Source organism: Coprococcus phoceensis, assembly GCF_900104635.1.
Taxonomy (GTDB): domain Bacteria; phylum Bacillota; class Clostridia; order Lachnospirales; family Lachnospiraceae; genus Faecalimonas; species Faecalimonas phoceensis.
On sequence record NZ_FNWC01000007.1, the window covers coordinates 736,179 to 761,668 of the forward strand.

Consider the following 25,490-nt stretch of genomic DNA (forward strand, 5'->3'; position numbering starts at 1 on the left):
ATGGAATTGGCCGGAAAAACGATAGGGGTTGCCATGAGTGGCTCCTTTTGTACTTATGAGAATGCATTTCAGGAACTTCAGAAACTGGTGGAGGCGGGGGCAAAGGTGCAGACTATTTTTTCAGAGGCGGCTCAGACGATTGACAGCCGGTTTGGAAAGGCAGAGGAGTTTGTGCGAAGAGCGGAGATTCTGACCGGAAGAACACCAATGCTTACAATTGCAGAAGCGGAGCCGATTGGGCCCAAAAGTCTTTTGGATCTTTTGATTGTTTTGCCATGTACAGGAAATACGATTGCAAAACTTGCAAATGGAATCACCGATACGCCGGTATTGATGGCGGCAAAGGCGCATCTTCGAAGCGAAAAACCACTGCTGTTATCTATATCTACCAACGATGCACTTGGTATGAACATGAAAAATATCGGTCTGCTCTTGAATGCGAAACACGTTTATTTTGTGCCGTTTGGGCAGGATAATCCGGAAAAGAAGCCAAATTCGATGATTGCACATACCGAATTACTGCGTGAAGCGGCGGAAGCGGCATTGGACGGGAAACAGTACCAGCCGATTCTTCAATAAGGTTGGAAATGCTCTGAAAAACTCGCTGCAGTTCAGGGCATTTTACATATTTTGTACTAGAAAAAATGAAAAGAGAGCGATATAATGAAATACATATGAAAAAAGGGGGAATACGATGGCGAAAAATATGACAGAAGGGAAACCTTTAAAATTGATACTGGCTTTTATGTTTCCGGTTTTATGCGGAAATCTATTTCAGAATTTTTATAATATTGTAGATTCAATGATTGTCGGAAGATTTTTAGGAGTAGATGCGCTGGCGGCAGTTGGAAGCACCACTTCTTTAAATTTTCTTGTAGTCGGCTGGATTACCGGAATGACGAGTGGCTTTGGAATTTTGATTTCACAGGCGTATGGTGCAAAAGATGAAAAACGGTTAAGACATTATGTGGCGATGTCGACTTATTTGTGTGTAATACTGGCAATTATTATGACAACAGGATTGCTGCTGGCGAATGGCTGGATCTTGACGACAATGAATACACCGGAAAAAATTTATGCAGATACATGGAAATATATTGCGATTATTTATGCGGGACTTCCGGCAACGATTCTTTACAATATGCTTGCTGCGATTGCAAGATCTTTGGGAGACAGCAAGACACCGCTTGTTTTTCTTGTGTTATCTTCTATTTTAAATATCGGGCTTGATTTTCTTTTGGTGGCGGTAATTCCGCTTGGAGTATCAGGCGCTGCTTATGCGACAGTCGCAGCTCAGGCAGTATCTGGTGTTTTGTGTTTGGTTTATGTATGGAAAAAATATGAGATTGTACATTTCGGAAAAGAGGAGAGAGCGATTTCATTGCGGAGTATTCTGAAACTTTTGGCGATGGGAGTTCCGATGGCACTGCAGTTTTCTATTACAGCGATTGGAACGATGATTGTACAGTCTTCGTTGAATCTGCTAGGCTCTATGTACATTGCATCTTATTCTGCAACAAGTAAGATTCAGAATATTGTAATGCAGGTATATATGGCGTTGGGAGCAGCGCTTGCTACATATGCAGGACAGAATTATGGAGCGGGAAAAGTTGACAGAATCAAAAAAGGATTGAATGTCAGTATTGGCGTGACTGCTGTTTACAGTATTGTCATTATGGTCGTGGCATTTTTCTGGCTGCCTTCTTTTGTCAAGATATTTGTGGCAGATCCAACGGGGGAACTTCGGGCGATTGCGGAGCAGATGTTTCATATCAGTCTTTGGTTTTATTTCCCGCTTGGGCTTATTTTCTTATATCGAAATACACTTCAGGGTATTGGAAATGGGTTGGTGCCGATGCTTGGAGGTGTGTTTGAATTACTTGCAAGGGGACTTGCTGTATTCTTACTGTTTGAACCGCTTCAGTTTACCGGAATCTGTATCTGCGATCCGGCTGCATGGGTAAGTGCATTGATTCCGCTTATCCCGTATTATTATTGGTATGTGCGGAAAATGACGTCAGGCGCGAAAAAATAAGTGAAGACACTTACGCTTTTTTTACAGAAGGTATATACAAGTTTTACTGTTCAGTGATATACTTTTATAATAAAAACAAGTGAGGAGTGATCATATGCCTGCATTTTATGCACACGAACGATTCGGGAAAAAAGTCTGGCAGCAGACAGAGGGGGATCTTAAGGAAATTATTCGGAGTCATTATCCGCAGTTCCGGATTGGACTTCAAGGTCCGGATATTTTTTTCTTTTATCGTTTATATACGAATAATAAAGTTTCAAAATACGGAACAGATATGCATGCGGTTTCGGCATACCCATTCTTTTTACGAGCGTTGGAAATCGTGCGCCGAAAAGGGAGAGAGACGAAAGAATATGCATATCTCTTAGGTTTTCTTTGCCATTATATTTTAGACAGCGAAAGCCACTCCTATGTAGATGAGATGATTCGAAAGACGGGAGTGGAACATGTGGAAATCGAAGAAGAGTTTGAAAAGAAACTGCTTCGTATTGATAACAAAGATCCACTTGCTTATCCGATTGCAAAACTTGTTCCAACAGATTGGAATACGGTGGAAGCAATTGCGCCATTTCATCCGGCAGTTGATAAAAAGCAGATTCGAAATTCGTTGTTTTATTTAAAAGGTTTAAAGCACCTTTTCACAGCGCCTGGAGCAGTTAAGCAGACAGCAATTAATTCGGTGCTAAAGCTTACCGGAAAGTATGCTTCGCTGAAAGGAATTATGAACCAGCGGATTGACAATCAAAAATGTGTTGAGAGTAATATAGGACTTTTGCGTCGATTTGACAATGCTGTTTCTGTGGCGGTTCAGATGATACAAAGTTTTGATGAGAGTGTGAAAATGGGAAAGGAACTGGATGAGCGATTCGAACGTACATTTGAGTAAAAGGGAGAGCGTATGGAAAAACAAAAACTGACGAACAAGGAAAAGTATTGGATTCTTTATGATGTGGGAAACTCTGCATTTGTATTGCTTGTTTCCACGATCATACCGATTTATTTTAATTATTTGACCGGAACTGCAGGCGTATCAGAAGTTAATTCTTTGGCTTATTGGGGATATGCGGCTTCCGCGGCAACTATCATAGTAGCATTGATTGGACCGATTCTTGGAACAATTGCAGATACAAAGAATTATAAGAAGCCGCTGTTTACGATCAGTATGATGGTCGGTGTGATTGGTTGTGCGGCGTTAGCATTTCCGACTTCGTGGGTTGTGTTTTTAGCTGTTTTTGTCATTGCAAAAGTCGGATATAATGCAAGTTTAATTTTTTATGATTCTATGCTGGTTGATGTTACAGAGCATGACCGAATGGATGTGGTATCTTCTTACGGATATGCGTGGGGATACATCGGAAGCTGTGTACCGTTTATTATTTCGCTTGTCTTCGTGCTGATGTACGATAAAATCGGAATTACGATGGGGACAGCTATGATGATTGCCTTTTTCTTAAATGCCGCATGGTGGTTTATCGTGACGATTCCGCTGCTGAAAAATTATGAACAGGTGAATTTTGCACAGATGCCGGCGCATCCGGTGAGTGACAGTTTTCAGCGATTGGGTCATACTTTAAAAGATATTAAGAGAGAAAAAAATATCTTTTTATACTTGCTTGCTTTTTTCTTCTTTATTGATGGGGTGTACACGATCATTGAGATGGCTACTGCGTATGGAAGTGCGTTGGGACTTGATTCTACCGGATTGCTGCTTGCACTTTTAGTTACACAGATTGTAGCGTTTCCGTTTGCACTTATTTTTGCAAAATGTTCTAAGAAATATGCGACTGATTTATTGATTAAAATTTGTATTTTGGCGTATACGGGAATTGCATTGTTTGCGATTCAATTGGATAAGCAGTGGGAGTTTTGGCTTCTTGCTGTTTTGGTAGGAATGTTTCAAGGAGCAATTCAGGCATTGTCACGTTCTTACTTTGCAAAAATCATTCCGGCTGAAAAAGCAGGGGAGTATTTCGGCATTTATGATATTTGCGGAAAAGGAGCGTCTTTTCTTGGGACGACGCTCGTGGGAGTGATTGCTCAGCTTACAAACACAGCGAATGCGGGAGTTGCCATGATTACGATTTTGTTTGTCATTGGTTTTATATTATTCTGCAAAGCTGCAAAATTGAATAAATAAGAGGGTTGATGAAAATGATTAAATTACTTGCAGTGGATATGGATGAGACTGCTGTAAATAGCAGACACAGAATGACAAAGGTAACGAAAGAGGCTTTGCGTGAGGTGTATGCGAAAGGAATCCACGTTGTTCCGGTAACCGGACGATGTCTGGAAGGGCTGCCTGCAAATATGCGGGGAATGGAGGAACTTTCGTATATTATTACGTCAAACGGTGCAAAAGTTTATGACTGGAAAGAGAAAGAGGTTTTATACCGGAAACTTATTTCCAATGAAACAGCGTGTGATGTTTTGAAAATTTGTCAACAAGACGCACTTGGGATTGCCATTCATCAGGAGGGGAAATGTTATGACAATTCCAAAGTGCAGGCGCTTTATCGAAAGCTGGCATATCACGGAGATTTTAAAATGCGTGAGGCAATCAAAGATTTGTGTGGGTTTGTGAAAAAAAGCGGAAAGCCGATTGAGAAGATTCAAGTATTTTCTGGAAAGAAAGAAAAATTAGAGAGTATCAAAAATAAATTGGAGCCGTTTGATGATCTGGAATTGGCGATTTCTACCAGTGGCTATATAGAAATTACACAGAAAGATGCACAAAAAGGGAAAGCGTTGGAGCATCTTTGCAGATATTTGGAAATCCACATGGAGGAAGTGATGGCAATTGGTGATAATGAGAATGATCATTCTATGCTGGTGAGAGCCGGATATCCAATTGCGATGGGAAATGCCAATGAAGAAATCAAGAAGATTGCAAAATATGTGACGGCAAGTAATGATGAAAGCGGGGTTGCCAAAGCGATTTATGAAAAATTGTTATAGGAAAAAGTGGTGCCTTGGAGTTCTTTTGTATATTTTGGTATTGTTGTTTGTTGCGAATGATGCGTGGATTTATAAAACACCGATTGCAAAAATCACGCATGTGAAAGAAGAACAGACCGCATCTAGAAAGGCAGTGCGGGGCGGAAAAGAACTCTATTATAAACAGACTATGGAAGCCAGAATACTAAATGGAACAGAAAAAGGACAGAATATCGTATTGAAAAATACATATACCTCTTCGATGATTACCGGACAAAAGTATCATAAAGGGGACAAGGTGCTGCTTAATTCAAATGGCGGGAAGGCAACCGGCACGATTAAAACATTAAAGAGAGATACGTATCTGGCGGCAATTTTCGGTGTGATTTTATTCTTGCTTATTGGAATTACAAAAAAGCAAGGGCTGCGAACGATCTTTACAATGATTGTCAATCTGGTGATTTATAGCGCCGGATTTTTGTTGTATTTGCGGGGATATGATATTTTAAGAGTCTGCAATGTGCTTGCGGTTGTGTTTACACTGGTCACGATATTTTTTTTAACCGGACTGGACAGAAAAACAGTGGCGGCTATATTATCGACGCTTTGTGTTCTGGCGCTGATTATGGGAATTTTCCTATTTACTATGAATCATACCGCGGCGCTTGATTATTCCATGATGGAGTATCTTGGAAGTACGGAGCATCCGGAAGATGTGTTTGTCGCAGAAGTTCTGTTTGCGGGGCTTGGTGCTATTATGGACGTTGCTGTTACATTGTCGGCGGCAATGGGAGAACTGATTCGGAAAAAGCCGGATATCTCTATAAAAAAACTGTATCTTTCCGGAAGGGAAGTAGGATACGATATCATGGGAACTATGATCAGTGTTCTTCTATTTACGTTTGCAGCTGGTTTGATTCCATCTTTTTTGATTCGCATGAACAACGAAGTTGCGTTTTTCACAAATGTAAGATTGTATATTCCGTTTGAGATTTCAAGATTTTTGATTGAGAGTATCGGAATTGTGGCAGCGATACCGATTTCAATCGTAGTTGCTTCCGCTTTGTTCAAACTGCAGATTAGAAAGGGGAGAGAAAAATGATAGGAGTACTTGCACTTGTATTGTTCCTTCTCCTGATTTTAATCGGAGGAGACCGAGGCGCGGTGGCTGTACTTGCACTGTGCGGCAATATTGCTGTACTTGCGTTTACCGTGATATTATTGGCAAATGGAGCGCCTCCGTTTTTGGTGATTTTTGCGGCGACACTCAGCATCAGTTATATTACTTTGCTGAAACAGAATGGAAATAATTTGAAAACTCGTTCGGCATTGTTGTCGGTTGCTTTGATTATGTTTGCTTTATCCATCTGTATTTATCTGGGTGTATGGAAAACAGGAAGCGGTGGACTAAACGAGATTCAAATGATACAGGAAGATGTTCAGCTCTATTATACGATGGATATTGATATTCATATGCAGCAGATTGCAGCAGGCATTGTTATTTTAAGTGCATTGGGAGCTGTGATGGATACAGCGCTTTCTGTGACTTCGGCTGTTTATGAAGTGTCTGTGCATAAAAGCGGGCTTGACCGGAGGGAATATTTTCATTCCGGACTTCAAGTTGGAAAAGACATCATCGGAACAACCGTTAATACGTTGCTGTTTGCATATTTTGGGGAGTCGATGATGATGTTTGCGTATTTACAACAGGGGAAATATAATTTAGAAATGGTTCTAAACTCTAAATTTTTATTTCAAGGTCTGGCGATGATGTTTGTCGGGGTAATCGCATGTCTTTTGGCAGTTCCGATTTCTGCCTGGACGGTGTCTCAGATGTTGACAAAAGAGGAGGAAAAAAATGATAAAAGCAGTGCTGTTTGATATGGATGGAGTTTTGATTGATACAGAGAAATATTTGACGCAGTTCTGGCAGCAGGCGGCAGCAGAAGCAGGATTGTCTTTGACGATGGAAGACTGTTATCAATTTCGAAGTTTTGCAAGTAAGTTCGCATCTGTGGCGTTTCAGGAAAAATACGGAAAAGAATATGATTATTTTTCAATTCGTGCACGAAGAAAAAAATTGATGAAAGACCATATTGAGAAGAATGGGATTGAGATAAAACCGGAAGTGAAAGAGACACTTCAAAAGCTCAAGGAAAAAGGACTGCAGCTTGCAGTTGTAACGGCGACAGATGAAGAGCGGACCAAACAATATTTGACAGAAATCGGAATTTACGATTGGTTTGATTCGATTATCTGTGCGACGATGGTAGAACGGGGAAAACCGTTTCCAGATGTATATCTTTACGCGTGTGAAAAAATCGGATATCGTCCGGAAGAATGTATGGCGGTAGAAGATTCGCCGAATGGGATTCGGTCCGCATCAGATGCTGGGTGTAAAACGGTAATGGTACCGGATTTGACAGAACCTGATGCGGAAAGCCAGAAAAGAGTTGTTGGCGTAGCAGACACATTGTGTGGTGTGCTTAAATATATTGATTAAGACTTAGCTATTTTGTTTTTTCATATCTGCTAGGATTTCTCTGGCAAATGTATCAAGCATGTGAATCGTTGTGCGCATATCATCTCGAGTCGTTTCGGGATGGAGTGCGCAGATTCGCAATACTTTTTTCCCATTTAAGACAGTTGTAAATACGGCAGCATATCCGCTTGCGAGAATGCGTTCAGAAATACGTTCGTGTAACAAATCTAAAGCTTCTTCGCTTATTTCATCGGAAGTATAACGGAAATTTATCATAGCAAGCTGAGACTTAGAGACAATTTCCCAGTGATCTAATTCACGGAGAGTTTCTTCTGCCCAAGTGGCAAGTTCAAAACCATGTTCAATTGCACTTCCAATTAAATCTGTTCCTAAAACCTGAAGAGTCAGCCATAATTTTAAACCGCGCGCAGGGCGGGTGAGTTCCATTCCGATATCCCATGGATTGATGTGTTCCGCATCGCCTTCGATGTCTTTTAAATATTCCGGATTTACATGAAAGCTTTTAAAAAGGTGTTTGATGTCTTTGACAAGAACCATTGCACAGCCGTATGTTTGAAACAGCCATTTGTGTGCGTCCCAGCTCATACTGTCAGCAAGTTCTGTGCCTTTCAATAAATGGCGGTATTTTGGACTTAATAAGACAGAAGCACCATAGGCGCCGTCAATATGGAACCATAGATTGTATTTGGAACAAATTTGGGAGATTTTTTCCAAAGGATCAATGCTTCCGGTGTTTGTTGTTCCGGCTGTTCCAATGACGACAAAAGGGAGTAAACCGTTTTCGAGATCTTTTTGAATTTGGGATTCAAGAAGGTCTGTTTTTAATTGGAAATTGGAATTGGTATGGATTTTGCGAATCCTTGTATTCGGAATTCCAATAATACGAAGACCTTTTGCAACAGAACTATGTGTTTGATCTGAGATATACGCAACCCCAAGATGCAGTGTCTCCTCATTTAATTTATTGTCTCGTGCGGCAGTTAAAGCAGTAATATTTGCCATAGAACCTCCGCTGACAAACACACCACCCGGATTTTCGCAAAAACCGGCTTGGTGACAAAGCCATTGGATTACTTCCTGCTCAATACAATTGACGGTTGGTGCCAATTTACTTCCGCCGGCGTGGATGTTATATGCAGAGGTCATAATATCTCCAAGCCAGGATACGGAAGAGGCAGGCCCCGGAACAAATCCGAAAAAGCGAGGGTGGTTAGCATCTCCTCGGTAACGGTAAACTTCTTTCACCATTTCTGTAATCACATCATCTACAGGGCGTCCGTCTTTCGGGATTCCGATTTGCTTGATTTTTTCTGCCTGTCCTTCGTCGGTATGCCATGTTACTTTTTGGGAATGTATATCGTGTTTTTCTAAACAAAAAGTATGTACAAATTTTTGAATTGCTTCTTCTAATTGCGTACTATTTAATACATTTTCGCTGTTAATCATAGGTATCGTTCCTTTCTGTAATTTTATATAATCAAAAGCTTTACGCTTACGAGAGATTATTGTATACTACTTTCATATATTTGTTAAATTCATAAATTTCATTATATATATAAAAAATATTTATTTATCTTTGAATAGATATGTAAAGAATTGAGGGATTGAATGGAACTTAGAAATATCAATACATTTTTAAAAGTGGCAGCAACACAAAATTTTTCAAAGGCAGCAGAACAATTGGGATACTCTCAATCTGCTGTGACGATTCAAATACGGCAATTGGAAAAAGAACTTGGGATATCACTGTTTGAAAGGATTGGAAAACGGGTGTATTTAACAGAAAGAGGTGCGGAATTTACTTCTTATGCGAATGAAATTATGCGAGTGACAAGTCGGGCTTCTTTGTTTGCCAAAGATAAAAAAGAAGTGAGCGGAACAATCCGGATTGGAGGGGTGGAATCTGTCTGCACAGCATTGCTTCCGGAACTATTGCTTTCTTTTCACAAACAATATCCGAAAGTGAAAACGGTTATAAAATCAGGGACAACAGAAAAATTGATGGAGATGGCAAAAAGTAATGCGATTGATTTTGTATTTACCCTAGATCGAAAGATATGCAGTGCGGAATGGGTAAAAGCAGTGCAGAAAAAAGAAAGAATATCATTTGTGACTTTAACTGAAGAGGGAACATATGAGAAAGAACAGATGACGATTCAAGAACTCGTAGAAAAACCATTTTTATTAACCGAACAGGGAGCTGCGTATCGATATGAGCTTGAGAGATTATTAGCCGATCGAGATTTAGAAATTTTTCCGATTTTAGAAATTGGAAATACAGAAACGATTATCCATCTGTTAAAAAAAGGAATGGGGTATTCTTTTTTGCCGGAATTTACAGTCAGAGAAGAATTGAGGAAAAAGCGTTTATCAGAAATTCAGACAGATATTCCTACAGTTGAGATGTATAGTCAGTTGTTATACTGTCGAAATAAATGGGTAACACAGGAGATGGAAAGATTTATTGAACTGGTAAAACAATATGAAGGGCAGAAAACAAAATAGATTGACAATAAAACATTCGTTCTGTATCATGTCTTTATAAAAGAATGAGAGACAGGAATTAAGAAGTTAAGAGAAGGAGAAAAGAATTGGAATTTTTAAAAGAGGTCTTTTCACTTTATGGAGAGCGAAAAGAATGGTTTATCCAGTTGATTTTAGAACATATTGGTTTGTCTATGACAGCTATTTGTTTAGCCGGAATTATTGGATTGCTTTTGGGAATATGGATTTCCGAGCATGAATGGGCAGCAGCTCCAATTTTAGGTATAGCCAATATATTTTATACAATTCCGGCTATTTCACTTTTAGGAATGCTGATACCATTATTTGGGATTGGAAATACTACGGCAGTGATTGCACTGACACTCTATGGAATTATGCCGATGGTAAGAAACACCTATGCAGGAATGAAAGGTGTGAGCAGCGAAATAATCAGCGCGGCAGAAGGAATGGGCAGCACAAAGCTTCAATTGATGATGAAAATTAAGCTTCCGCTCGCACTAGATGTGATTATTGCAGGGATTCGCAATATGGTTGTTATGACTATTTCAGTTGCAGCGATTGCATCGTTTATTGGAGCAGGCGGGCTTGGAGTTGCCATTTATCGCGGGATTACGATGTATGACACGGCGATGACTTTTGGAGGAAGCCTTGTGATTGCCGCAGTTGCTTTGCTAAGTGATTTACTACTTGGACAATTAGAAAAATATATTAAAAGAAGGAGAAAAATGTAAAATGAGAATATTAAAAAAAGTGGCTGCATGTCTGTTAGTTGTAGTGATGACAGTTTCGGCAGCAGGATGTGGAAGTGAAAAAAAAGAAACAGGAAAGGGGATAACAGGAACGATAAAAATTGCTACTAAACCGATGACAGAGCAGTATATTTTAGGGGAAATGTTAAAGCAATTGATTGAAAACAAAACGGATTATAAAGTTGAAGTGACAAAAGGAATTGGAGGAGGAACGAGTAATATTCATCCGGCAATGGAAAAAGGTGAGTTTGATCTGTATCCGGAATATACTTCAAGTGGCTGGGTAATGGTACTGGGAAATCAGGCAGGCGAGGTGTCAGATGACGAAATACTTGAAAAATTACAGAAAGAATATCAGGAAAAGTTTCAAATGACATGGCTTGGACTTTACGGATTTAATAACACATATGCTCTTGCAGTTAGCAAAAAGGTTGCAGATAAATATCAGTTAAAGAACTGTTCTGATCTTGCGAAAGTTTCAAAAGATCTGGTGTTTGGAGGAAATCCGGACTATATTGAAAGAGAAGATGGTTTTCCGGGTGTGTGCAAAGCATATGGATTGGAATTTAAAAATGTAAAAGATATTGATATCGGATTGAAATATAAAGCAATGGAAAATGATGACATTCAGGTGACGAATGGATTTACGACAGATGCTCAGATTTCTAAAGATAATATAGTGGTGCTTGAAGATGACAAAGGATATCAAGTGAACTATTTTTGTTCTACAGTTGTAAGAGAAGAGACATTAGAAAAATATCCTGATTTAGAGAAAACGCTTATGTTGATGAACGGAATTTTATCTGATCAGGAGATGGCAGAATTGAATTATCAGGTGGAAATAGATGGAAAAGATGAAGCGGTTGTTGCAAAAGATTTCCTTATCAAAAAAGGACTGATCGAGGAGTAGAACTATGGAAATGATAAGACTGGAACATGTAACAAAAAGCTTTGGAGAGCATACGGTATTAGATGATTTTTCTATTTCTATTCCGGAAGGTGAGTTTTTAACGGTAATCGGACGTTCTGGCTGCGGAAAGACTACGATGTTAAAAATGATCAATGGTTTGAATTGTCCGGAAAAAGGGAAAGTTTATATTGGTGGAAAAGATATTGGCGAAGAGAACATCATTGAGCTTCGGAGAAAGATTGGCTATGTGATTCAAAATAAGGGGCTGTTCCCTCATATGACAGTGGAAAAGAATATAACGTATGTTCCGGTAATTAGTGGAAAGAAAGATAAAAAGACAAATCATGAATTGGCGTGCAGATTGATTGAGACAGTAGGGCTGGATCAATCGATGCTCTCAAGATACCCTTCTGAACTGTCGGGAGGACAGCAGCAAAGAGTTGGGATTGCACGTGCTCTTGCAGCAAATGCAAGAATTATGCTGATGGACGAGCCTTTTGGAGCTTTGGACGAAATTACCAAACAGGCAATGCAGGACGAAATTTTAAAACTTCATCGTAAACTTGGTATTACGATTGTTTTTATTACGCATGATATCAGAGAAGCGATGAAACTTGGTGACAGGGTGCTTGTGATGGATCAAGGGAAAATCGTTCAGCTTGATACACCGGAGAAGATAAAGAAAGAACCGGCGAATGAGTTTGTTTATCAGTTAGTGGGACAGAATTTGTTGTAAAAAATTAGAAGGTCTATGTGGTGAAAGTTTGAAAAAGAAAGAGACAGATTCAGATATACTTGAGTGGTGTGTTTTGAATTTGTCTTTTTTGATTCTGTAAAAGCATTATAATAGAGTTGCAAATTTAAAAAGCAATGAAAAAAGATTGCTATTTAAAAAAGCAATTAAAATCAGTTGCTTTTGTACTGTAAATGCGATATGATTTACGTAGAAAAGGGGGTGATTTGTATGAGATATGCTGCTGTTATGTTTGATGTGATAGAATCACGAAAATATAGTGAGCGATATGAAGTGCAACAGATGTTAATGAATTGTATCGATTATCTAAATGGTATATATCGCGATAGCATAAAAAAAGAAGTGGTATCTAGTGCGGGAGATGAATTCCAAGGATTATTTTTAGATCTGCAATCGGCATTTGTATATATTCGAAAACTACAGATTTTGATTTATCCAATTAAAATAAGATGTGGAATAGGGTATGGAGAAATAAAGTATGATGTGGAAGAATGGACATCGGCTGCATTTGATGGAGAAGCATATTATCTGGCAAGGGCTGCAATTGTTTCAATTGGCAAACAAAAAAATAATGCGATATGTTTTCATACAAAATCTTTATATGACAAATATTTAAATGTTTTGTGTTCCTCAGATATGCAGGTGAAAACAAGTCAATCACAGACTGCGCAGCTCATAGAACTTGTTGCAGATATTATGTTACCGCTTGTCTATCGGGAAGAAGATAAAAAATTTTATGAATTCATATTGGAAAGCAGGCAGATTTTGATAGAACAAGGGCAGAAAAATAAGGGGAAAGACAAATATAGAGAAAATATGATCTTAAACGTAGAGTATGCTTTTGCTTTTGAAAACAGGGAGCACTATATGAAGAAAGAAGTAACGTTTTGTATGGATGAATTCTGGGCATTTGGAATGGCGACAGAGATTGCCCGAATTATGAATACAACACGTCAAAATATCGATAGATATATTTCTTCGGGAAAGATAAAAGAAAGTAGAACAATGGATAAAGCGATATTTGAATTGCTTGGGGAGGATATATGGTAAATTATTTACTCTTGATAGTTTTGCATTTGTTAGGTGATTTTTATTTGCAGACAACTAAGGTTGCACGGTGCAAAAATGCGAAAAAGAGCTCGGCTTGCGGGAAATGTAAGAAATGTGGAAAACACTCATGGGTAAACTGGAAGTATCTGATGCTGCATTCGTTGTTATACATAGCACCTTTTGTTGTTTTATACTTTATTATGGGGGCTGTATATGCAACTGCTATGATTACTGTATTATGGGTAACACATATATTGATTGATACCGGAACTTGTTATTTTAATCGAAAGAATAAGCAAACGTTAGTGTTTTTGGCTGATCAGGCATTACATATCGGAATGATATGTCTGCTTCTTCGATTTGTAACATTCAGTTATTATATTGACGATTATTATGTGGCCTTAAAAGTAGTGTTTGTAGGTCTTATGCTGCTGATGCCTTGTTCGATTTTAATTAATAAATTGCTGCAAGATATATATCTAGAGAGTGAGGAGATGGGGATATTTGATATTGGATCTATGATTGGAATTATGGAAAGAATTCTGACTGTAATTTTCGCGTATTTTGACAATTTTCCGGCAGTAGCAATTATTATTACAATAAAAACTTGGGCTAGAACAAATGATCTTAAAGAGTCAGAGTTCAGAAATAAATACTTATTGGGAACTTTAACAAGTATGGTTTTAGCTCTAGTGATTTTTATCATTTATAAATTATTGTAGAAAAGAGAGGATTGAAATTATGAATATTCAAATATTTGGAACTAATAAATGCTTTGATACAAAAAAAGCGATGCGCTATTTTAAGGAACGGAATATTAAGTATCAATTTGTTGATATGAAAGAAAAGGGACTTAGTAAGGGAGAATATAATAGTATCAAACAGGCAGTAGGCGGATTGGAAAAAATGCTGAATCCTAAATGTAAGGACAAAGATGCACTGGCAATGATTCAGTACATTGCAGATGAAGATAAAGATGAGAAGGTGTTAGAGAATCAGAAAGTTTTATTGACGCCAATTGTAAGGAATGGGAAACAGGCAACAGTTGGATATCAGCCGGAAGTTTGGAAAGAGTGGAAATAGATTGGAAAAAGTTGAAGAAAGACGAAAGGAACTGAAAACCATCGAAAAACTATCTATGACAGAGATTCATAAATTAGCTGATCTTGCTTTAAAGGTCATTTCAGTGAAAGTAAAGCATTATGCCGGTTTGATGAATGTTCAGTATGGGCGAATTACAATTCGAAATCAGAAAACCAGATGGGGAAGTTGCAGCAGCAAAGGGAATCTGAATTTTAATTGTTTATTGATGTTGGCGCCGGATGAAGTGGTAGATTATGTGGTGATACATGAATTGTGTCATTTGATAGAAATGAATCATTCCAAAGCATTTTGGAAACAGGTGGAGCAGATGATGCCGGATTATAAGAAGCATAGGAAATGGCTTAAGGATCATGGGAATGAAATAATGGAACGGATGAGTTGAAAAGGTACTATTAGCGCTTGAGATTAAATTATAGGCACCATGGGTTATTTATTGAAAGAAAATTATCAAATCATCGTTACTGGAGTAGGGGCTATTGTAGTCCATCAGGCACAGGCTAATAGCATGGCAGAAGAGAAGGTAAATGAGGTATATCGGTTTGAAAATTGGATATGAGATAAAGTGGAAAAAGAAGATTTTAGAAATTAGAAAAAGACAAGATTATATTTTGTAATATTGAGAAATTCAAAAGTTAAATATGACTTTGCTTTGGGTTAATGTTTATAGAGATGACTGGTAAGAGATAAAAAATGCTTGAGTTATATCAGACGTAATGATTGATAGTTTGATGAGAAGGGAGAGGAAAAGGGTGATATACAGAATTGGTTCATTTAACATGTATAAGTTTCAGGCATAGCTTAATGCATATATGGATCAGGGAACTTTTCTCTGATTCCAGGTAACTACCAATCATATCAGTTCATTATAAAAACCTTAGATTTTTATAATGAACTGATATATGTAACTGGGTAGGGGAGAAAATCCCCCCCTTAGGCTGCATGATCATCCAGTAACAGAATCGGATAATAGCAGGATGCCGGTGTTTGATTATTGAGTGCAGAATGACAACGTTCAAAGTTGTAAGTGTGCACATATTTACCGATTGCCTTCCGTGCTTCTCTGATATTGTTATATTGGGTCAGATATGCTTCCTCGTACTTGAAGCTTCGGAACCATCGTTCAATCATGATATTGTCAGCCCACCGGCTTTTACCATCCATGCTTTGACGGATCTGGTTCTCTTTGAGGAAATTCATGTACTCATTGCTTGTAAACTGACAGCCCTGATCTGAATTCAGGATAACAGGTTTTGCCACTATAAATGCCTTTTTTAACGCAGTTATGACCATTCTGGTATCCAGAGTATCATCGACTTCCCAGCCAACGATACAGCGGCTGTACCAGTCAATCACAGCAGTCAGATACAGGAATCCACGCTTAATGGGGATGTATGTAATGTCGATTGACCATGCCTGATTTGGACGGTCGATAACGGCGTTACGTAGCAGATACGGGCAGACTTTAGCCTGTTGCATACGTTTAGAAAGGTTCATTTTTGGATAAATTGGATCAATCCCCATTTCATTCATATAACGGCGCGTTTTCCGGCGACCAACCTGATGCCCACGCTTCTTCAGTTGAGCAGACAGTTGTCGTGCTCCCCAGGCCGGGTTATCCGTGTGTAATCGATCTATGATCGATTTGCAATCCAACTCCTCCTGAGATATGGGCATGCCCTTGTAATAAACACTGGTACGATTGATATCAAGAAGTGCAGCTCCTGTTTTAACTGGAAGTTCTTTAGTCTTCAAAAGGTTTTGGACTAAATTTACTCTCGTAGTCAGGTCCAAGTGTTTCTTCAGATTTTTTTTTCAACCAATCCACCTGCATGGTGAGCTGGCCAACTTTTTTCGCATATTCAGCTTTTTCCTTGCGTTCTAAAGCGAGTTTTTCTTTCAGATTATCCTCTCGTGTGTCATCAAAAACCACGGATGCTTTATCGAGGAACTCCTTCTTCCAGTTGCGGAGAAGATTCGGCTGAATATTGTTTTCGGTTGCGATTGTATTTAAGTCTTTTTCTCCTTTGAGCAGTTCAATCACTAATTCTGATTTGAATTTGGCAGAGAAATTTCTTCTTGTTCGAGACATAATAATAATCCTTCTTTCTGTAGTGTTTACAGTATATCAGATTCATTAAGAAATGTCTCTTGAAGTGTCTTAAATTACGATACCATTATAGAGAGCGTTACACCCGGCTTGGCCAGCTCATTGTAAACATACTCATAATCAGGGAGTCTTCTTCCCTCATTATTGCCTCTGTTTGGATAAAACAGATACTCGATATCTTTGTTGGAAAGAGTTTCTGGAATAGGCCATTCCAGAGAATGTGTTTCAGCAAGCTTCAGCACTTCTGAAACTGTGTTGCGTGAGCAGCATAAGCTGTTGGCAATAGATACATTGCTGAACTTCAGACTATGTAGTCTGATGATTTCTCGATAATCAGTCATGGTTATCGACCTCCTGTAATGAATTTACACATTTTTATGTGTATGGATTCATTATAGATGATTGCACTATAGGGCGGAAATACCTGCTCTGAAATATCGGATTTAGGTGCTCTGAATTCCCGGAAAAAGTGCACTACTTAAATGGAATATACAGGTGGGGACTATTTTGTCCAAGAAATTGTATTAAAGCCAGTGGAAGATAAGATTTTAAATAAGTATGGCAGAATGCGCAGAGCGTTTCTGCAGAAACAGAATCTGACACCGGATAAGGAAACAGACGCTATGGCATGGGTAAGACATATGAATCTGCTGAGAGAACACACCCAACAAGAGTTAGACGAAAGAAATGAGCTTCATAATCGATCAATGCATATTAGTGGATCTTTCAATAAAAAAGTGGACATTGAAAGTGTAAAAGTGGATATTCGAAATAAAATAATGAGTTTTTCGGATAGAATTTCGGAAAAAACAATAAATCACACAATTAACATTTTTTTGAAATGTGGAACAAAAGAATATTTTGGAAGAACTGTTATAGAAGAGATTACTGGTTTGAAAGCTTCAGGGGCATCTAAGTTGATAAAATTATTACTTGATAGTAATATAATTGTTCCTGTAAGTGGACATGGAAAGGGTAAATATCGCTTTTTATAAACTATTTCAGTCGATAAAAACAAAGATAAATAGAAATATGTGATGGCCGTAGAGCGTAAAACTCTGCGGCTTTTTCTATTTGAAGGGAGTGAAAAGAAATGCACAGCATTATCTATCTGGAAATCTTGTTTATCGCCAAAGTGATAGACAATGCCATTAATACAACAAAAACAATTATGATCCAGAGAAGTCGGTGGGTACTTGCAGGAATTGCAGTGATACTTTCCGACTTTATTTATTTCTGGATCATGCGAAACGTGGTGACTTCCGATCACATATTGACCATGCTGATTGTAGCAGTTGCTGGCGGTGTCGGTTGTTCTCTTGCATGTTTTATGAATGACAAGCTTTCCAAGGATCGAACGTACGTCAATGTAATCATGTCGGACAATCTGGAAGCTATGAAGAATCTGAGAGATTTCTTAGCAGAGCATCATATTACCAATGTTGCAACGGACAGTTACACACTTGATTGGAACACCAAAACAATTACGATAACAGCTTATCCGGAAACCAAAGCAGAGGCCATTGAACAGGCCCGAAGGATAGACCTTCTTACTTATCTATCCTGTTGTGAGCCGGGAAATCTGGTTCACATTTCATGAAACAATTACTGCACCAGAGAACATGATTCTTTAAAAATCAGTAACGGGAAATGGTACTAGTTTTCCAGAGGAATCGGTGGTGTGAGTGCCTTAGACTATTTAATGAAGGTCAAAGAGTATTCCCTGCCGGAAGCAGTGGAATTAATCGTTGGTCGTGATGCGATTGAGGAACTACCAACCAAAGAATATGAATTTAAAACAAAACCAGTCAAAAAACTATTGATGCCGGAATTGACGGATAAACCTTATCGTGCAAAACAATATCTAAGAGAAAGAGGAATTTATCCGGAAATTATTCAGTACTGCATTGATAATAGTTTGCTTTTTGAGACTGCCAAATACCATAATGTAGTATTCGTTGGTTACGACAAGCAAGGCATTGCAAAGTATGCTGCCATGCGAGGGACGAAATCAGCATACAAGGGAGAAGTTACCGGCAGTGACAAACGATTCTCTTTTTCCATATCTGAAACGACAAATGCAGAGCATGCGCATTTGTTTGAGTCGGCAATTGATCTACTGAGTTTTGCAACGTTGGAATTGCAGGAAGGACGCAACTGGAAACAAGGACTTGTTTACGAACTTGTCCATTAGGTTCACCACCTTGATTCAGATGTTTTGCAATCTGATTAAGATTACCACGACAGTTACCAAGTCCACGAAAGATTTCTAAGACTTTAGTGCAGTCGAAAACAACTTCCTGCTTAATTACAGGATGATGATCTAGAATGAGCTGACGAATGTACTCAGTTCGTGGGATGCGAGCTGCCAATGCCTCATTGGTAAGTACATTATAAAGCTCTTCAGTAAAACGAATTTTGATTTCCCGGTTTTTAGCCGGTGGAATAGATTTTTTTGGTCTTGCCATAGGTAGCATGCCTCCTCTTTGAATAGTCGAAGACTTTCAAAAGCCGTGACGAAGGAACCAAATGAGGGTTTGGGGAATCATCATCCCCAACAAGTTGCCTGGCAAGATAATTATGAAAGTAATTATCGGGTCCCAAGGCGAAACTTGCTCTTAGTTACTTAGAAAGCCTTCTATTATTTAGATGTGGACAGAAATGAGTGGAATGCTGAAAAAATAGTAAAAGAAATTATAGAATTTGTAGAAATCTCATAAAACCCAATACCCAATCCGCAAGAAAAATGCCCCCAAATAAGAAATATATGGTATACTTAGATTAACAGAATATTACACGTTTCTTTAAAAGAAAGAGGAAAACAAATGGGTGTATCATATAAAAAATTATTCAAATTGATGATTGATCGTGACATGAAAAAGAAAGACTTAAAGGAAATGGCATCAATAGGTAATAGTACTATGACTAAATTAGCCAAAGATGAAAATGTTACCATGGACGTGATGGCTAAAATATGTAATGCACTAAATTGTACTATGGATGAAATTGTAGAAGTTTTACCAGATGAAGAAATAATGAAATAAAGTTTATGGGGATAAAGATATGGCTAAAATGATTGATAAATTACCAGAATATGAAGGTGAAAAGAAGGTATGGGAATACTTTTCGAAGAATCTTCCACAACAATATGTAGTGTATAATAATCGCTCAATCAAGGGGTGGGAATATGATTTCTGTGTAATGGCAGAAAATGTTGGATTATTTATTATTGAGGTAAAAGGGTGGTTACCACAAAATATATTTAATGTTGTAAGTGAGGATGCCATAATCCTGTCGGGAGAGGAACAGCCACAAGCTAGTCCAAGAAAACAAGCGCGTGGATACAGATTTAATATGATTAATTTGTTGAAGCAGGAGCTAGGAATGAATCCATTAGTTATGGATTTAGTTTGTTATCCAATGATTAGTAAAAATGAATACTTGGAAAAACGGTTAGATGTTGTTTCAGATGAGACTGAAACTATTTTTAAAGAAGATTTAGAAGATCCTGCTTTATTATTTCAAAAACTAATGGGGCGTTACAATATTAACAAGAGTACACCACATGATATTTTAGATGCAAAACGCTTTGCACTTATTAGACACCATTTTGAACCTAACTTTGATTTGAAAGAGAGTGAAGAAAACTTAAATCCAGGATATTCTAGATTGCGAATCGAAAAAAACTTATTAAGTAATGATAAAGCAGATGAGATTGTTGAAGAATATTTTAAGGGAATAAAAGAAATAGTTTTTGTTGATTCACGAGAATCCATGTGTTTATTGGCGAATAAGGTGGAATCAATTTTATTCAAGAAGAAATTAGCACCAGTAAAGGGAAATTTAGCGGTTGGAACTAGAAAATTTGACGACTCAACTCTAAAAGATTTGTATTCCATTTTTAATTTTGAAGTTTACGTTCTTAATGATATCGAATCGTATGTAAATGATTCGATCCTGATTGAAGAAGGTTTGTTTGATGATGAACAAAAAACTTTGTTGAAGTCATTAGCAGAAGTGACACCTTTTAATTTTCAACAATTTGAAATAGAACATGCACCATCGTCGAGCAATATTATGGTTGCAGCTGGAGCTGGAACTGGAAAAACTTATTCCATGGTATCTAGAGTGGCGTATTTATGTAATAGAACAGCAGACGCTGTAGTCGATATTGTTAGTGATATTGCAATGATTACTTTTACTAAAGATGCTGCTGAAAACATGAATAGTAGATTGAAACGTATGTTTATGAACTATTTTGTGCTCACGTCTAATGAAAAATATATGCATTTGATTGAGGATATGAGTCAAATTCAAATTTCTACAATTCATAAATTTGCAATTTCATTATTACGTAAAGAATGTATGCGAATGGGCATCGGTTTTGACAGCCAAATATCAAGTGAAACATTTGAGCGAAGAAATATTTATCACTCAAAACTAGATATATACTTGAGCGAAAAAACGGAGGAAAATCCAAATTTTGTACATCAGCTAACTATTCCATCATATGAACTAGAAAGTATGTTAATTGGATTTTGTGATCAGTTATATAATCGCAGCATTGATATTAAAACTGTTGATACATCATCATTAGGAAATCCAATAGGGTCAATCCCATATTTTAATGAATTAATAGAACGTGTTGTTATTCCATCTGAAATACAATATGCAAATGATTTAAAAGAAAAGAACTTGATTAGTTTAAGAGATTGCATGATAAACATTCATAAGTTTGTGGAAAATAACAGCATTAGAGGTACTGGAATTAACTACAAATATGTTTTTATTGATGAATTTCAGGACACGGATGATGTACAAATTGAAACAATTCTAGGTCTTCAAAAAATGTTTGGAAATGATTGTAGATTGTTTGTTGTTGGAGATCTTAAACAAAGTATTTACAGATTTAGAGGTGCTACATTAAGTGCTTTTGAAAAAGTGGGGGCTAGTAGTGACTTATGGAAAGAGTATTCATTAAATAGGAATTATAGAACAGATGGAAGATTACTAGATATATTTGATGCGGTCTTTACTGAAATGGGAGCGCAGGAATTGCTTCCTTATGAAGATGAAGATCATTTAAAAAGTCGAGTGATAAAAGAATACACAGATGACCTTTTAGTTAGAAAAGTGGAAACACATGGAAAAGATAAAGATAAATTTATTGAAGATTTGTTCAATGAAATTCGTTTCCAAAAAGAAGAAATTGAAAAGCTTTCTAAACAAAACAAATTAAGTAAAGAAGAAATGACTATAGCCATCTTAGTAAGATATAACTATCAGATTTCAAATTTGGTAAAAGCTGCAGAAGATACCGAGCTAGTTATTAAAGTTACAGAAGGTGGAAATCTGTTTAGATTACCATCTACTAGAGATTTATATAAACTAGTTCTTACGATTACACATCCATACAATAAGGTTTATCTAGTTAATTTAATAGAATCAAATTATGTTTCTATGAAAATACAGTTGTCAAATTTTAAAGGGTATAAGTCGGAAGAAAAATTAGACGAATTAGTTAGGATATTGGATGAATATTTCATGTTGCTTCTTGGGAAAAAATGGAATGAGATAATATCGGATTTTGAAACAAGACCGGTTTTAGTGGTATTAAGAGAAATATATGAAGCGATCAAACCATGGATTACCTATTCTAATAATAAAGAATTGCAGTTGGATTATAAAAGTAATTATGAATGCTTGCTTGAAAAAATAACACAAAAGTATTCTAGAGAGTATTTGACGGTTAATATGATTGGAGAATATTTAAAAATCAATATAACCACTTATCAGGAAGAGGCATCTAGAAGCAAAGAGATCGAAACAGATGAGGTTAGTATTATATGTACGACAATACATAAATCAAAAGGTCTTGAATATGGAACAGTAATTCTCCCCTATACATCTGGTGATATTTCCAGTACATATCATTCTGGTCTCAGTGTAAATTGTGTGAATGGTAAATTAATTTATAGTTATGGATCTGGTCATGGAAATATGGACTATAGTGATGGTTACATAATTGATACTGAATCAATGGAACAAGAGAAAGAAGAATCTAGAATTTTGTATGTTGCATTAACAAGAGCAATTCGAAATTTAGTATGGGTAAAAGATTTAGATAGCACAGTACAGCAGTGCTGGGGTAATTTTATGGAGGTTATTGAATAATGGCAATTACAATATATACATATAGCAATCCATATGAAATACATAAGGAACCGTATTGGGCATCTATTCAAAATTGCTTTCATTTGTGTGTATCACAAACATTAGTAAACGGATTATGTGACCAATATAAAGAGTTTTATAAAGGAAAACTCACTACGGTGACAAAATTTATTAATACACTATATGAAGATTGGGAAAGTGATTCAATTGCAATTAGTCAACGCGCTGCTATTGATAATTTGATCGAGTGCATGGATTTTTCTGCAATAGTACAGGATATAGATGCTGCAGATATTATTTCTTCACTTAAGAGAAATAGAAGCGAAGTTGTTGAAAGCGTTCGAACTATGTTTGGACTTGGGATGGATCCGGCTAATATCAGAGATGAAAAATTATCATATGATCAGAAGTGTATTGTTGAAATATATAAGGAATTAATTTTGACGAACAACAAGTTCTTTAAAATTAAGGAAAGCTTTAAAGAAGAAGAAATCGACACTGCAATTGAAAACACTATTCAGGAGGTTTCCAAAGAAAAATGTGATTCTACAAAAATAAGAAAAGACTCAATTATAGTACATGGAATTCATCAGTTCACACCTATCATGTTAAAAATGATAGAAGAGTTGAGCAAATATAAATTAGTAGTAATCCTTTTCAATTATCAAGTTGATTATAAAAATGTATATCAAACATGGTTGGATGTGTATTCTTCGTTTGAATCAAAAATTGTTTTTTCACCCAAAAATTTGAATAATAATACTCAATATTTCGAAGGTGGAAAGATTGCAGATAACATTGCTGCACTAATTGCTGGAAATACAAGTGTTATAGACTTTTCAAATAAAATTGAAGTGACGGAATTTGACAATGCCACTGAATTTGCTGGATATATTGCAAAGAAATTCGAAACAGCAGAAGCATTAAGAAAAGATGATAACTATATTCATTCAGCATTGTATTATATGGATGAACAGTTATATGCAGCAAATAGTGAAGTAAATAGTATTTTAAAAATTTATTTCCCTGAACAATTTGGAGAAAGGGCTTTTTTAGACTATCCTATAGGACATTTTTTCTTATCAATAACTAATATGTGGGATCCCGATACACAATCATTATGTATTAGAGAAATAAATGATCTGTATGAGTGTTTATCTTGTGGAATTATAGTCGAACAAAAGCACGGGGAATTAATTTCAATACTAGATAAGACAAAGCTTTATTATGGTAAAGAAACTTCAATAAAAGGAATTATTAAGAAGTTGAGGAAACTGAAAAATCGCATAGATGAAATTGCAGATGATGATAATGAAAAAGTGGAATTTCAACGTGTTGAATACTTTGATATCTCTGATTCAGAAATTGATACTTTGATAAATGCATTAAAAGAATTGAATGATATTACAAAATATTTTTATGATGATTTTAGTGATCAAAGAAATGATTTCAAGTCATTCTATAAAAAAATCAGCGACGTACTTGTTTCAAGAGTGTTAGATGTTCAAGAGATAGATTCAGAATTTAAGGATATTGTAGAAAGAGTATTGCAAAGATTAAATGAAGTAAAAGATGTAGAAGCCAATGCGTCATTTGATTGTTTAAGAGAAACGATGCAATTATATCTTCAGCAAATTCCTTCTGAGGGAAAAGGTGCAAATTGGATTGTTAGAAATTTTGAACAGATTGATGGTGACGTTTTAAGAAAAAATCAGAATAACCAGAATAAAGTATACCATTTTGCTTGTTTATCAGATCGAGATATGAGTATTACAAGAAAAGATGAGTTTCCATGGCCATTAGACATTAATTTTTTTGAAGTTGCACAGGCACCAGTAGATTGGAAATATCAGGTTTTCGTAACATCAAGATTAGAGTATAAGAACTTTAGACGATATGCATTGATATACGGATTAGCATTTAGTAAATGTGCAATTAAATTAAGCTATATAAAAAATGAAGGAGATGGAGAATCCGAGTTATATTATCTATTAAGAATATTAGGTGCAAAAGTATCACCATATGAACCGGAAATAAAAGATGATTATCGGAAAAAGGCTGATTACATTCAGATTGAAGGATTTAAAATGAATGAGTTTAATCAGTATGATCTTATGAGATACAGACTTTGTAAATATAGATTTTTAATGGAATCAGTAATAGAGGGAAAAAGCGTATATAAGGATGAGTTCTTATTAAAAAAATATCTAACAATTGTATTAGAACACAGAGCTAGAAGACACTTTGAAGGAAAAGTATTTGTTAAGAATATTGTATTTGATTACTTAAATACTCAAATGGACGATCTTAAAGAAAAGTTTGTATTTATTAATTATGCAGAAGCAATAGATATTGTAAGGACTGCTTTCGCATACATCGAAAAGTATGCTTTGTTTAATGGGAAGTTTATGAATTTAAAAGAAAAAGATTTTGATCACATGATTAAAAGAGAAGATTTTCTTACAGCAAAAATCAATACAGCTTCAAAAGTAGATACCAAAGAAATTTTTAAGAATTCTACACAACAAGAGGTAAATGCTATACTTAATGAAAATACTCTACTTGAAGTTGCTTATAAGAAAATGCTAAATCCTTTGTGTTCAACATGTTCAGAAAAAGACATTTGTTTAGAGTCCTTTAAATCCAAAAAGGCATAGGGGGGATT

Annotated in this window: 26 protein-coding genes and 1 pseudogene; 22 read left to right on the plus strand and 5 right to left on the minus strand. The window is 36.6% G+C overall.

Annotated features, from left to right (window positions below; genetic code table 11):
* The 8 genes from BQ5364_RS07240 to BQ5364_RS07275 all read left to right on the plus strand — a co-directional run bounded on the left by BQ5364_RS07240 (window position 1) and on the right by BQ5364_RS07275 (window position 7,472).
* Complete coding sequence (locus tag BQ5364_RS07240; protein ID WP_004612377.1) at window positions 1–579, plus strand: dipicolinate synthase subunit B; 579 nt, start codon at window positions 1–3, stop codon at window positions 577–579.
* 115 nt (window positions 580–694) lie between these two features.
* Window positions 695–2,035, plus strand: coding sequence for an MATE family efflux transporter (locus tag BQ5364_RS07245; protein WP_004612378.1), 1,341 nt, complete (start codon window positions 695–697; stop codon window positions 2,033–2,035).
* A gap of 94 nt (window positions 2,036–2,129) precedes the next feature.
* The gene (locus BQ5364_RS07250; RefSeq protein ID WP_004612379.1) at window positions 2,130–2,921 is read left to right on the plus strand and encodes a zinc dependent phospholipase C family protein; all 792 of its coding nucleotides are present in this window, start codon (window positions 2,130–2,132) and stop codon (window positions 2,919–2,921) included.
* Between the two features lie 12 nt (window positions 2,922–2,933).
* Complete coding sequence (locus tag BQ5364_RS07255) at window positions 2,934–4,172, plus strand: MFS transporter (RefSeq protein ID WP_004612380.1); 1,239 nt, start codon at window positions 2,934–2,936, stop codon at window positions 4,170–4,172.
* An 8-nt stretch (window positions 4,173–4,180) separates the two neighbouring features.
* Window positions 4,181–4,990 carry a Cof-type HAD-IIB family hydrolase gene (locus tag BQ5364_RS07260; protein ID WP_071143921.1) on the plus strand — a complete coding sequence of 270 codons (810 nt, stop codon included), beginning with the start codon at window positions 4,181–4,183 and terminating at the stop codon, window positions 4,988–4,990.
* Window positions 4,974–6,071 carry a YibE/F family protein gene (locus BQ5364_RS07265; RefSeq protein WP_071143922.1) on the plus strand — a complete coding sequence of 366 codons (1,098 nt, stop codon included), beginning with the start codon at window positions 4,974–4,976 and terminating at the stop codon, window positions 6,069–6,071. The genes BQ5364_RS07260 and BQ5364_RS07265 overlap by 17 nt, the downstream gene beginning before the upstream one ends.
* Window positions 6,068–6,850, plus strand: a complete 783-nt coding sequence (locus tag BQ5364_RS07270) for a YibE/F family protein (RefSeq protein WP_004612383.1) — start codon at window positions 6,068–6,070, stop codon at window positions 6,848–6,850. Before BQ5364_RS07265 ends, BQ5364_RS07270 begins: the two co-directional genes overlap by 4 nt.
* Entirely contained in the window at window positions 6,828–7,472 is a 645-nt protein-coding gene (locus tag BQ5364_RS07275) for an HAD family hydrolase (RefSeq protein WP_004612384.1), read from the plus strand. Before BQ5364_RS07270 ends, BQ5364_RS07275 begins: the two co-directional genes overlap by 23 nt.
* Window positions 7,473–7,475: 3 nt before the next feature.
* Here the strand turns inward: BQ5364_RS07275 and BQ5364_RS07280 are convergent, their stop codons facing one another.
* Entirely contained in the window at window positions 7,476–8,918 is a 1,443-nt protein-coding gene (locus BQ5364_RS07280) for a pyridoxal phosphate-dependent decarboxylase family protein (protein ID WP_071143923.1), read from the minus strand.
* A gap of 162 nt (window positions 8,919–9,080) precedes the next feature.
* Between BQ5364_RS07280 and BQ5364_RS07285 the strand changes: the two genes are divergently transcribed.
* The 8 genes from BQ5364_RS07285 (at window position 9,081) to BQ5364_RS07320 (ending at window position 14,926) form a co-directional block, all read left to right on the plus strand.
* Window positions 9,081–9,977: a LysR family transcriptional regulator gene (locus BQ5364_RS07285; RefSeq protein ID WP_071143924.1), complete on the plus strand. Its 897-nt coding sequence runs from the start codon at window positions 9,081–9,083 to the stop codon at window positions 9,975–9,977.
* 86 nt (window positions 9,978–10,063) lie between these two features.
* The gene (locus BQ5364_RS07290) at window positions 10,064–10,708 is read left to right on the plus strand and encodes an ABC transporter permease (protein WP_022250267.1); all 645 of its coding nucleotides are present in this window, start codon (window positions 10,064–10,066) and stop codon (window positions 10,706–10,708) included.
* A gap of 1 nt (window position 10,709) precedes the next feature.
* On the plus strand, window positions 10,710–11,636 hold the full coding sequence (locus tag BQ5364_RS07295; protein ID WP_004612388.1) for a glycine betaine ABC transporter substrate-binding protein: 927 nt from the start codon (window positions 10,710–10,712) through the stop codon (window positions 11,634–11,636).
* Window positions 11,637–11,640: 4 nt separating this feature from the next.
* Window positions 11,641–12,372 (plus strand): ABC transporter ATP-binding protein, encoded by a 732-nt coding sequence (locus BQ5364_RS07300; RefSeq protein WP_004612389.1) that lies wholly within the window; start codon window positions 11,641–11,643, stop codon window positions 12,370–12,372.
* Between the two features lie 228 nt (window positions 12,373–12,600).
* Window positions 12,601–13,440: a SatD family protein gene (locus tag BQ5364_RS07305; protein WP_044987090.1), complete on the plus strand. Its 840-nt coding sequence runs from the start codon at window positions 12,601–12,603 to the stop codon at window positions 13,438–13,440.
* The gene (locus BQ5364_RS07310) at window positions 13,434–14,162 is read left to right on the plus strand and encodes a DUF3307 domain-containing protein (RefSeq protein WP_004612391.1); all 729 of its coding nucleotides are present in this window, start codon (window positions 13,434–13,436) and stop codon (window positions 14,160–14,162) included. Before BQ5364_RS07305 ends, BQ5364_RS07310 begins: the two co-directional genes overlap by 7 nt.
* A 19-nt stretch (window positions 14,163–14,181) precedes the next feature.
* Window positions 14,182–14,523, plus strand: coding sequence for an arsenate reductase family protein (locus tag BQ5364_RS07315; protein ID WP_004612392.1), 342 nt, complete (start codon window positions 14,182–14,184; stop codon window positions 14,521–14,523).
* Complete coding sequence (locus tag BQ5364_RS07320) at window positions 14,468–14,926, plus strand: M48 metallopeptidase family protein (RefSeq protein ID WP_117787844.1); 459 nt, start codon at window positions 14,468–14,470, stop codon at window positions 14,924–14,926. Before BQ5364_RS07315 ends, BQ5364_RS07320 begins: the two co-directional genes overlap by 56 nt.
* A gap of 548 nt (window positions 14,927–15,474) precedes the next feature.
* Here BQ5364_RS07320 and BQ5364_RS07325 read toward each other — a convergent pair.
* The 3 genes from BQ5364_RS07325 to BQ5364_RS07335 all read right to left on the minus strand — a co-directional run bounded on the left by BQ5364_RS07325 (window position 15,475) and on the right by BQ5364_RS07335 (window position 16,992).
* Complete coding sequence (locus BQ5364_RS07325; RefSeq protein WP_071143925.1) at window positions 15,475–16,335, minus strand: IS3 family transposase; 861 nt, start codon at window positions 16,333–16,335, stop codon at window positions 15,475–15,477.
* Window positions 16,286–16,633 (minus strand): transposase, encoded by a 348-nt coding sequence (locus BQ5364_RS18290; protein WP_071143926.1) that lies wholly within the window; start codon window positions 16,631–16,633, stop codon window positions 16,286–16,288. Before BQ5364_RS18290 ends, BQ5364_RS07325 begins: the two co-directional genes overlap by 50 nt.
* A gap of 74 nt (window positions 16,634–16,707) precedes the next feature.
* Window positions 16,708–16,992: a hypothetical protein gene (locus BQ5364_RS07335; RefSeq protein WP_071143927.1), complete on the minus strand. Its 285-nt coding sequence runs from the start codon at window positions 16,990–16,992 to the stop codon at window positions 16,708–16,710.
* Between the two features lie 192 nt (window positions 16,993–17,184).
* Between BQ5364_RS07335 and BQ5364_RS17415 the strand changes: the two genes are divergently transcribed.
* The 3 genes from BQ5364_RS17415 to BQ5364_RS07350 all read left to right on the plus strand — a co-directional run bounded on the left by BQ5364_RS17415 (window position 17,185) and on the right by BQ5364_RS07350 (window position 18,845).
* Window positions 17,185–17,646, plus strand: coding sequence for a TnpV protein (locus BQ5364_RS17415; protein WP_235837135.1), 462 nt, complete (start codon window positions 17,185–17,187; stop codon window positions 17,644–17,646).
* A gap of 98 nt (window positions 17,647–17,744) precedes the next feature.
* On the plus strand, window positions 17,745–18,251 hold the full coding sequence (locus tag BQ5364_RS07345) for a hypothetical protein (RefSeq protein ID WP_022250030.1): 507 nt from the start codon (window positions 17,745–17,747) through the stop codon (window positions 18,249–18,251).
* Between the two features lie 81 nt (window positions 18,252–18,332).
* Complete coding sequence (locus BQ5364_RS07350) at window positions 18,333–18,845, plus strand: DUF3991 domain-containing protein (RefSeq protein WP_117787842.1); 513 nt, start codon at window positions 18,333–18,335, stop codon at window positions 18,843–18,845.
* Window positions 18,846–18,879: 34 nt separating this feature from the next.
* On the opposite strand, the pseudogene BQ5364_RS18920 reads toward BQ5364_RS07350, so the two are convergent.
* A pseudogene (locus tag BQ5364_RS18920) lies at window positions 18,880–19,128 on the minus strand (plasmid mobilization protein); the annotation flags it as partial.
* Between the two features lie 348 nt (window positions 19,129–19,476).
* Here BQ5364_RS18920 and BQ5364_RS07355 point away from each other — a divergent pair.
* The 3 genes from BQ5364_RS07355 to BQ5364_RS07365 are packed head-to-tail and all read left to right on the plus strand — an operon-like array spanning window position 19,477 to window position 25,482.
* Window positions 19,477–19,695 (plus strand): helix-turn-helix domain-containing protein, encoded by a 219-nt coding sequence (locus tag BQ5364_RS07355; protein WP_071143929.1) that lies wholly within the window; start codon window positions 19,477–19,479, stop codon window positions 19,693–19,695.
* Between the two features lie 19 nt (window positions 19,696–19,714).
* Window positions 19,715–22,825, plus strand: coding sequence for a UvrD-helicase domain-containing protein (locus BQ5364_RS07360; RefSeq protein ID WP_071143930.1), 3,111 nt, complete (start codon window positions 19,715–19,717; stop codon window positions 22,823–22,825).
* The gene (locus BQ5364_RS07365) at window positions 22,825–25,482 is read left to right on the plus strand and encodes a hypothetical protein (RefSeq protein ID WP_071143931.1); all 2,658 of its coding nucleotides are present in this window, start codon (window positions 22,825–22,827) and stop codon (window positions 25,480–25,482) included. The genes BQ5364_RS07360 and BQ5364_RS07365 overlap by 1 nt, the downstream gene beginning before the upstream one ends.
* Window positions 25,483–25,490: the final 8 nt, after the last annotated feature.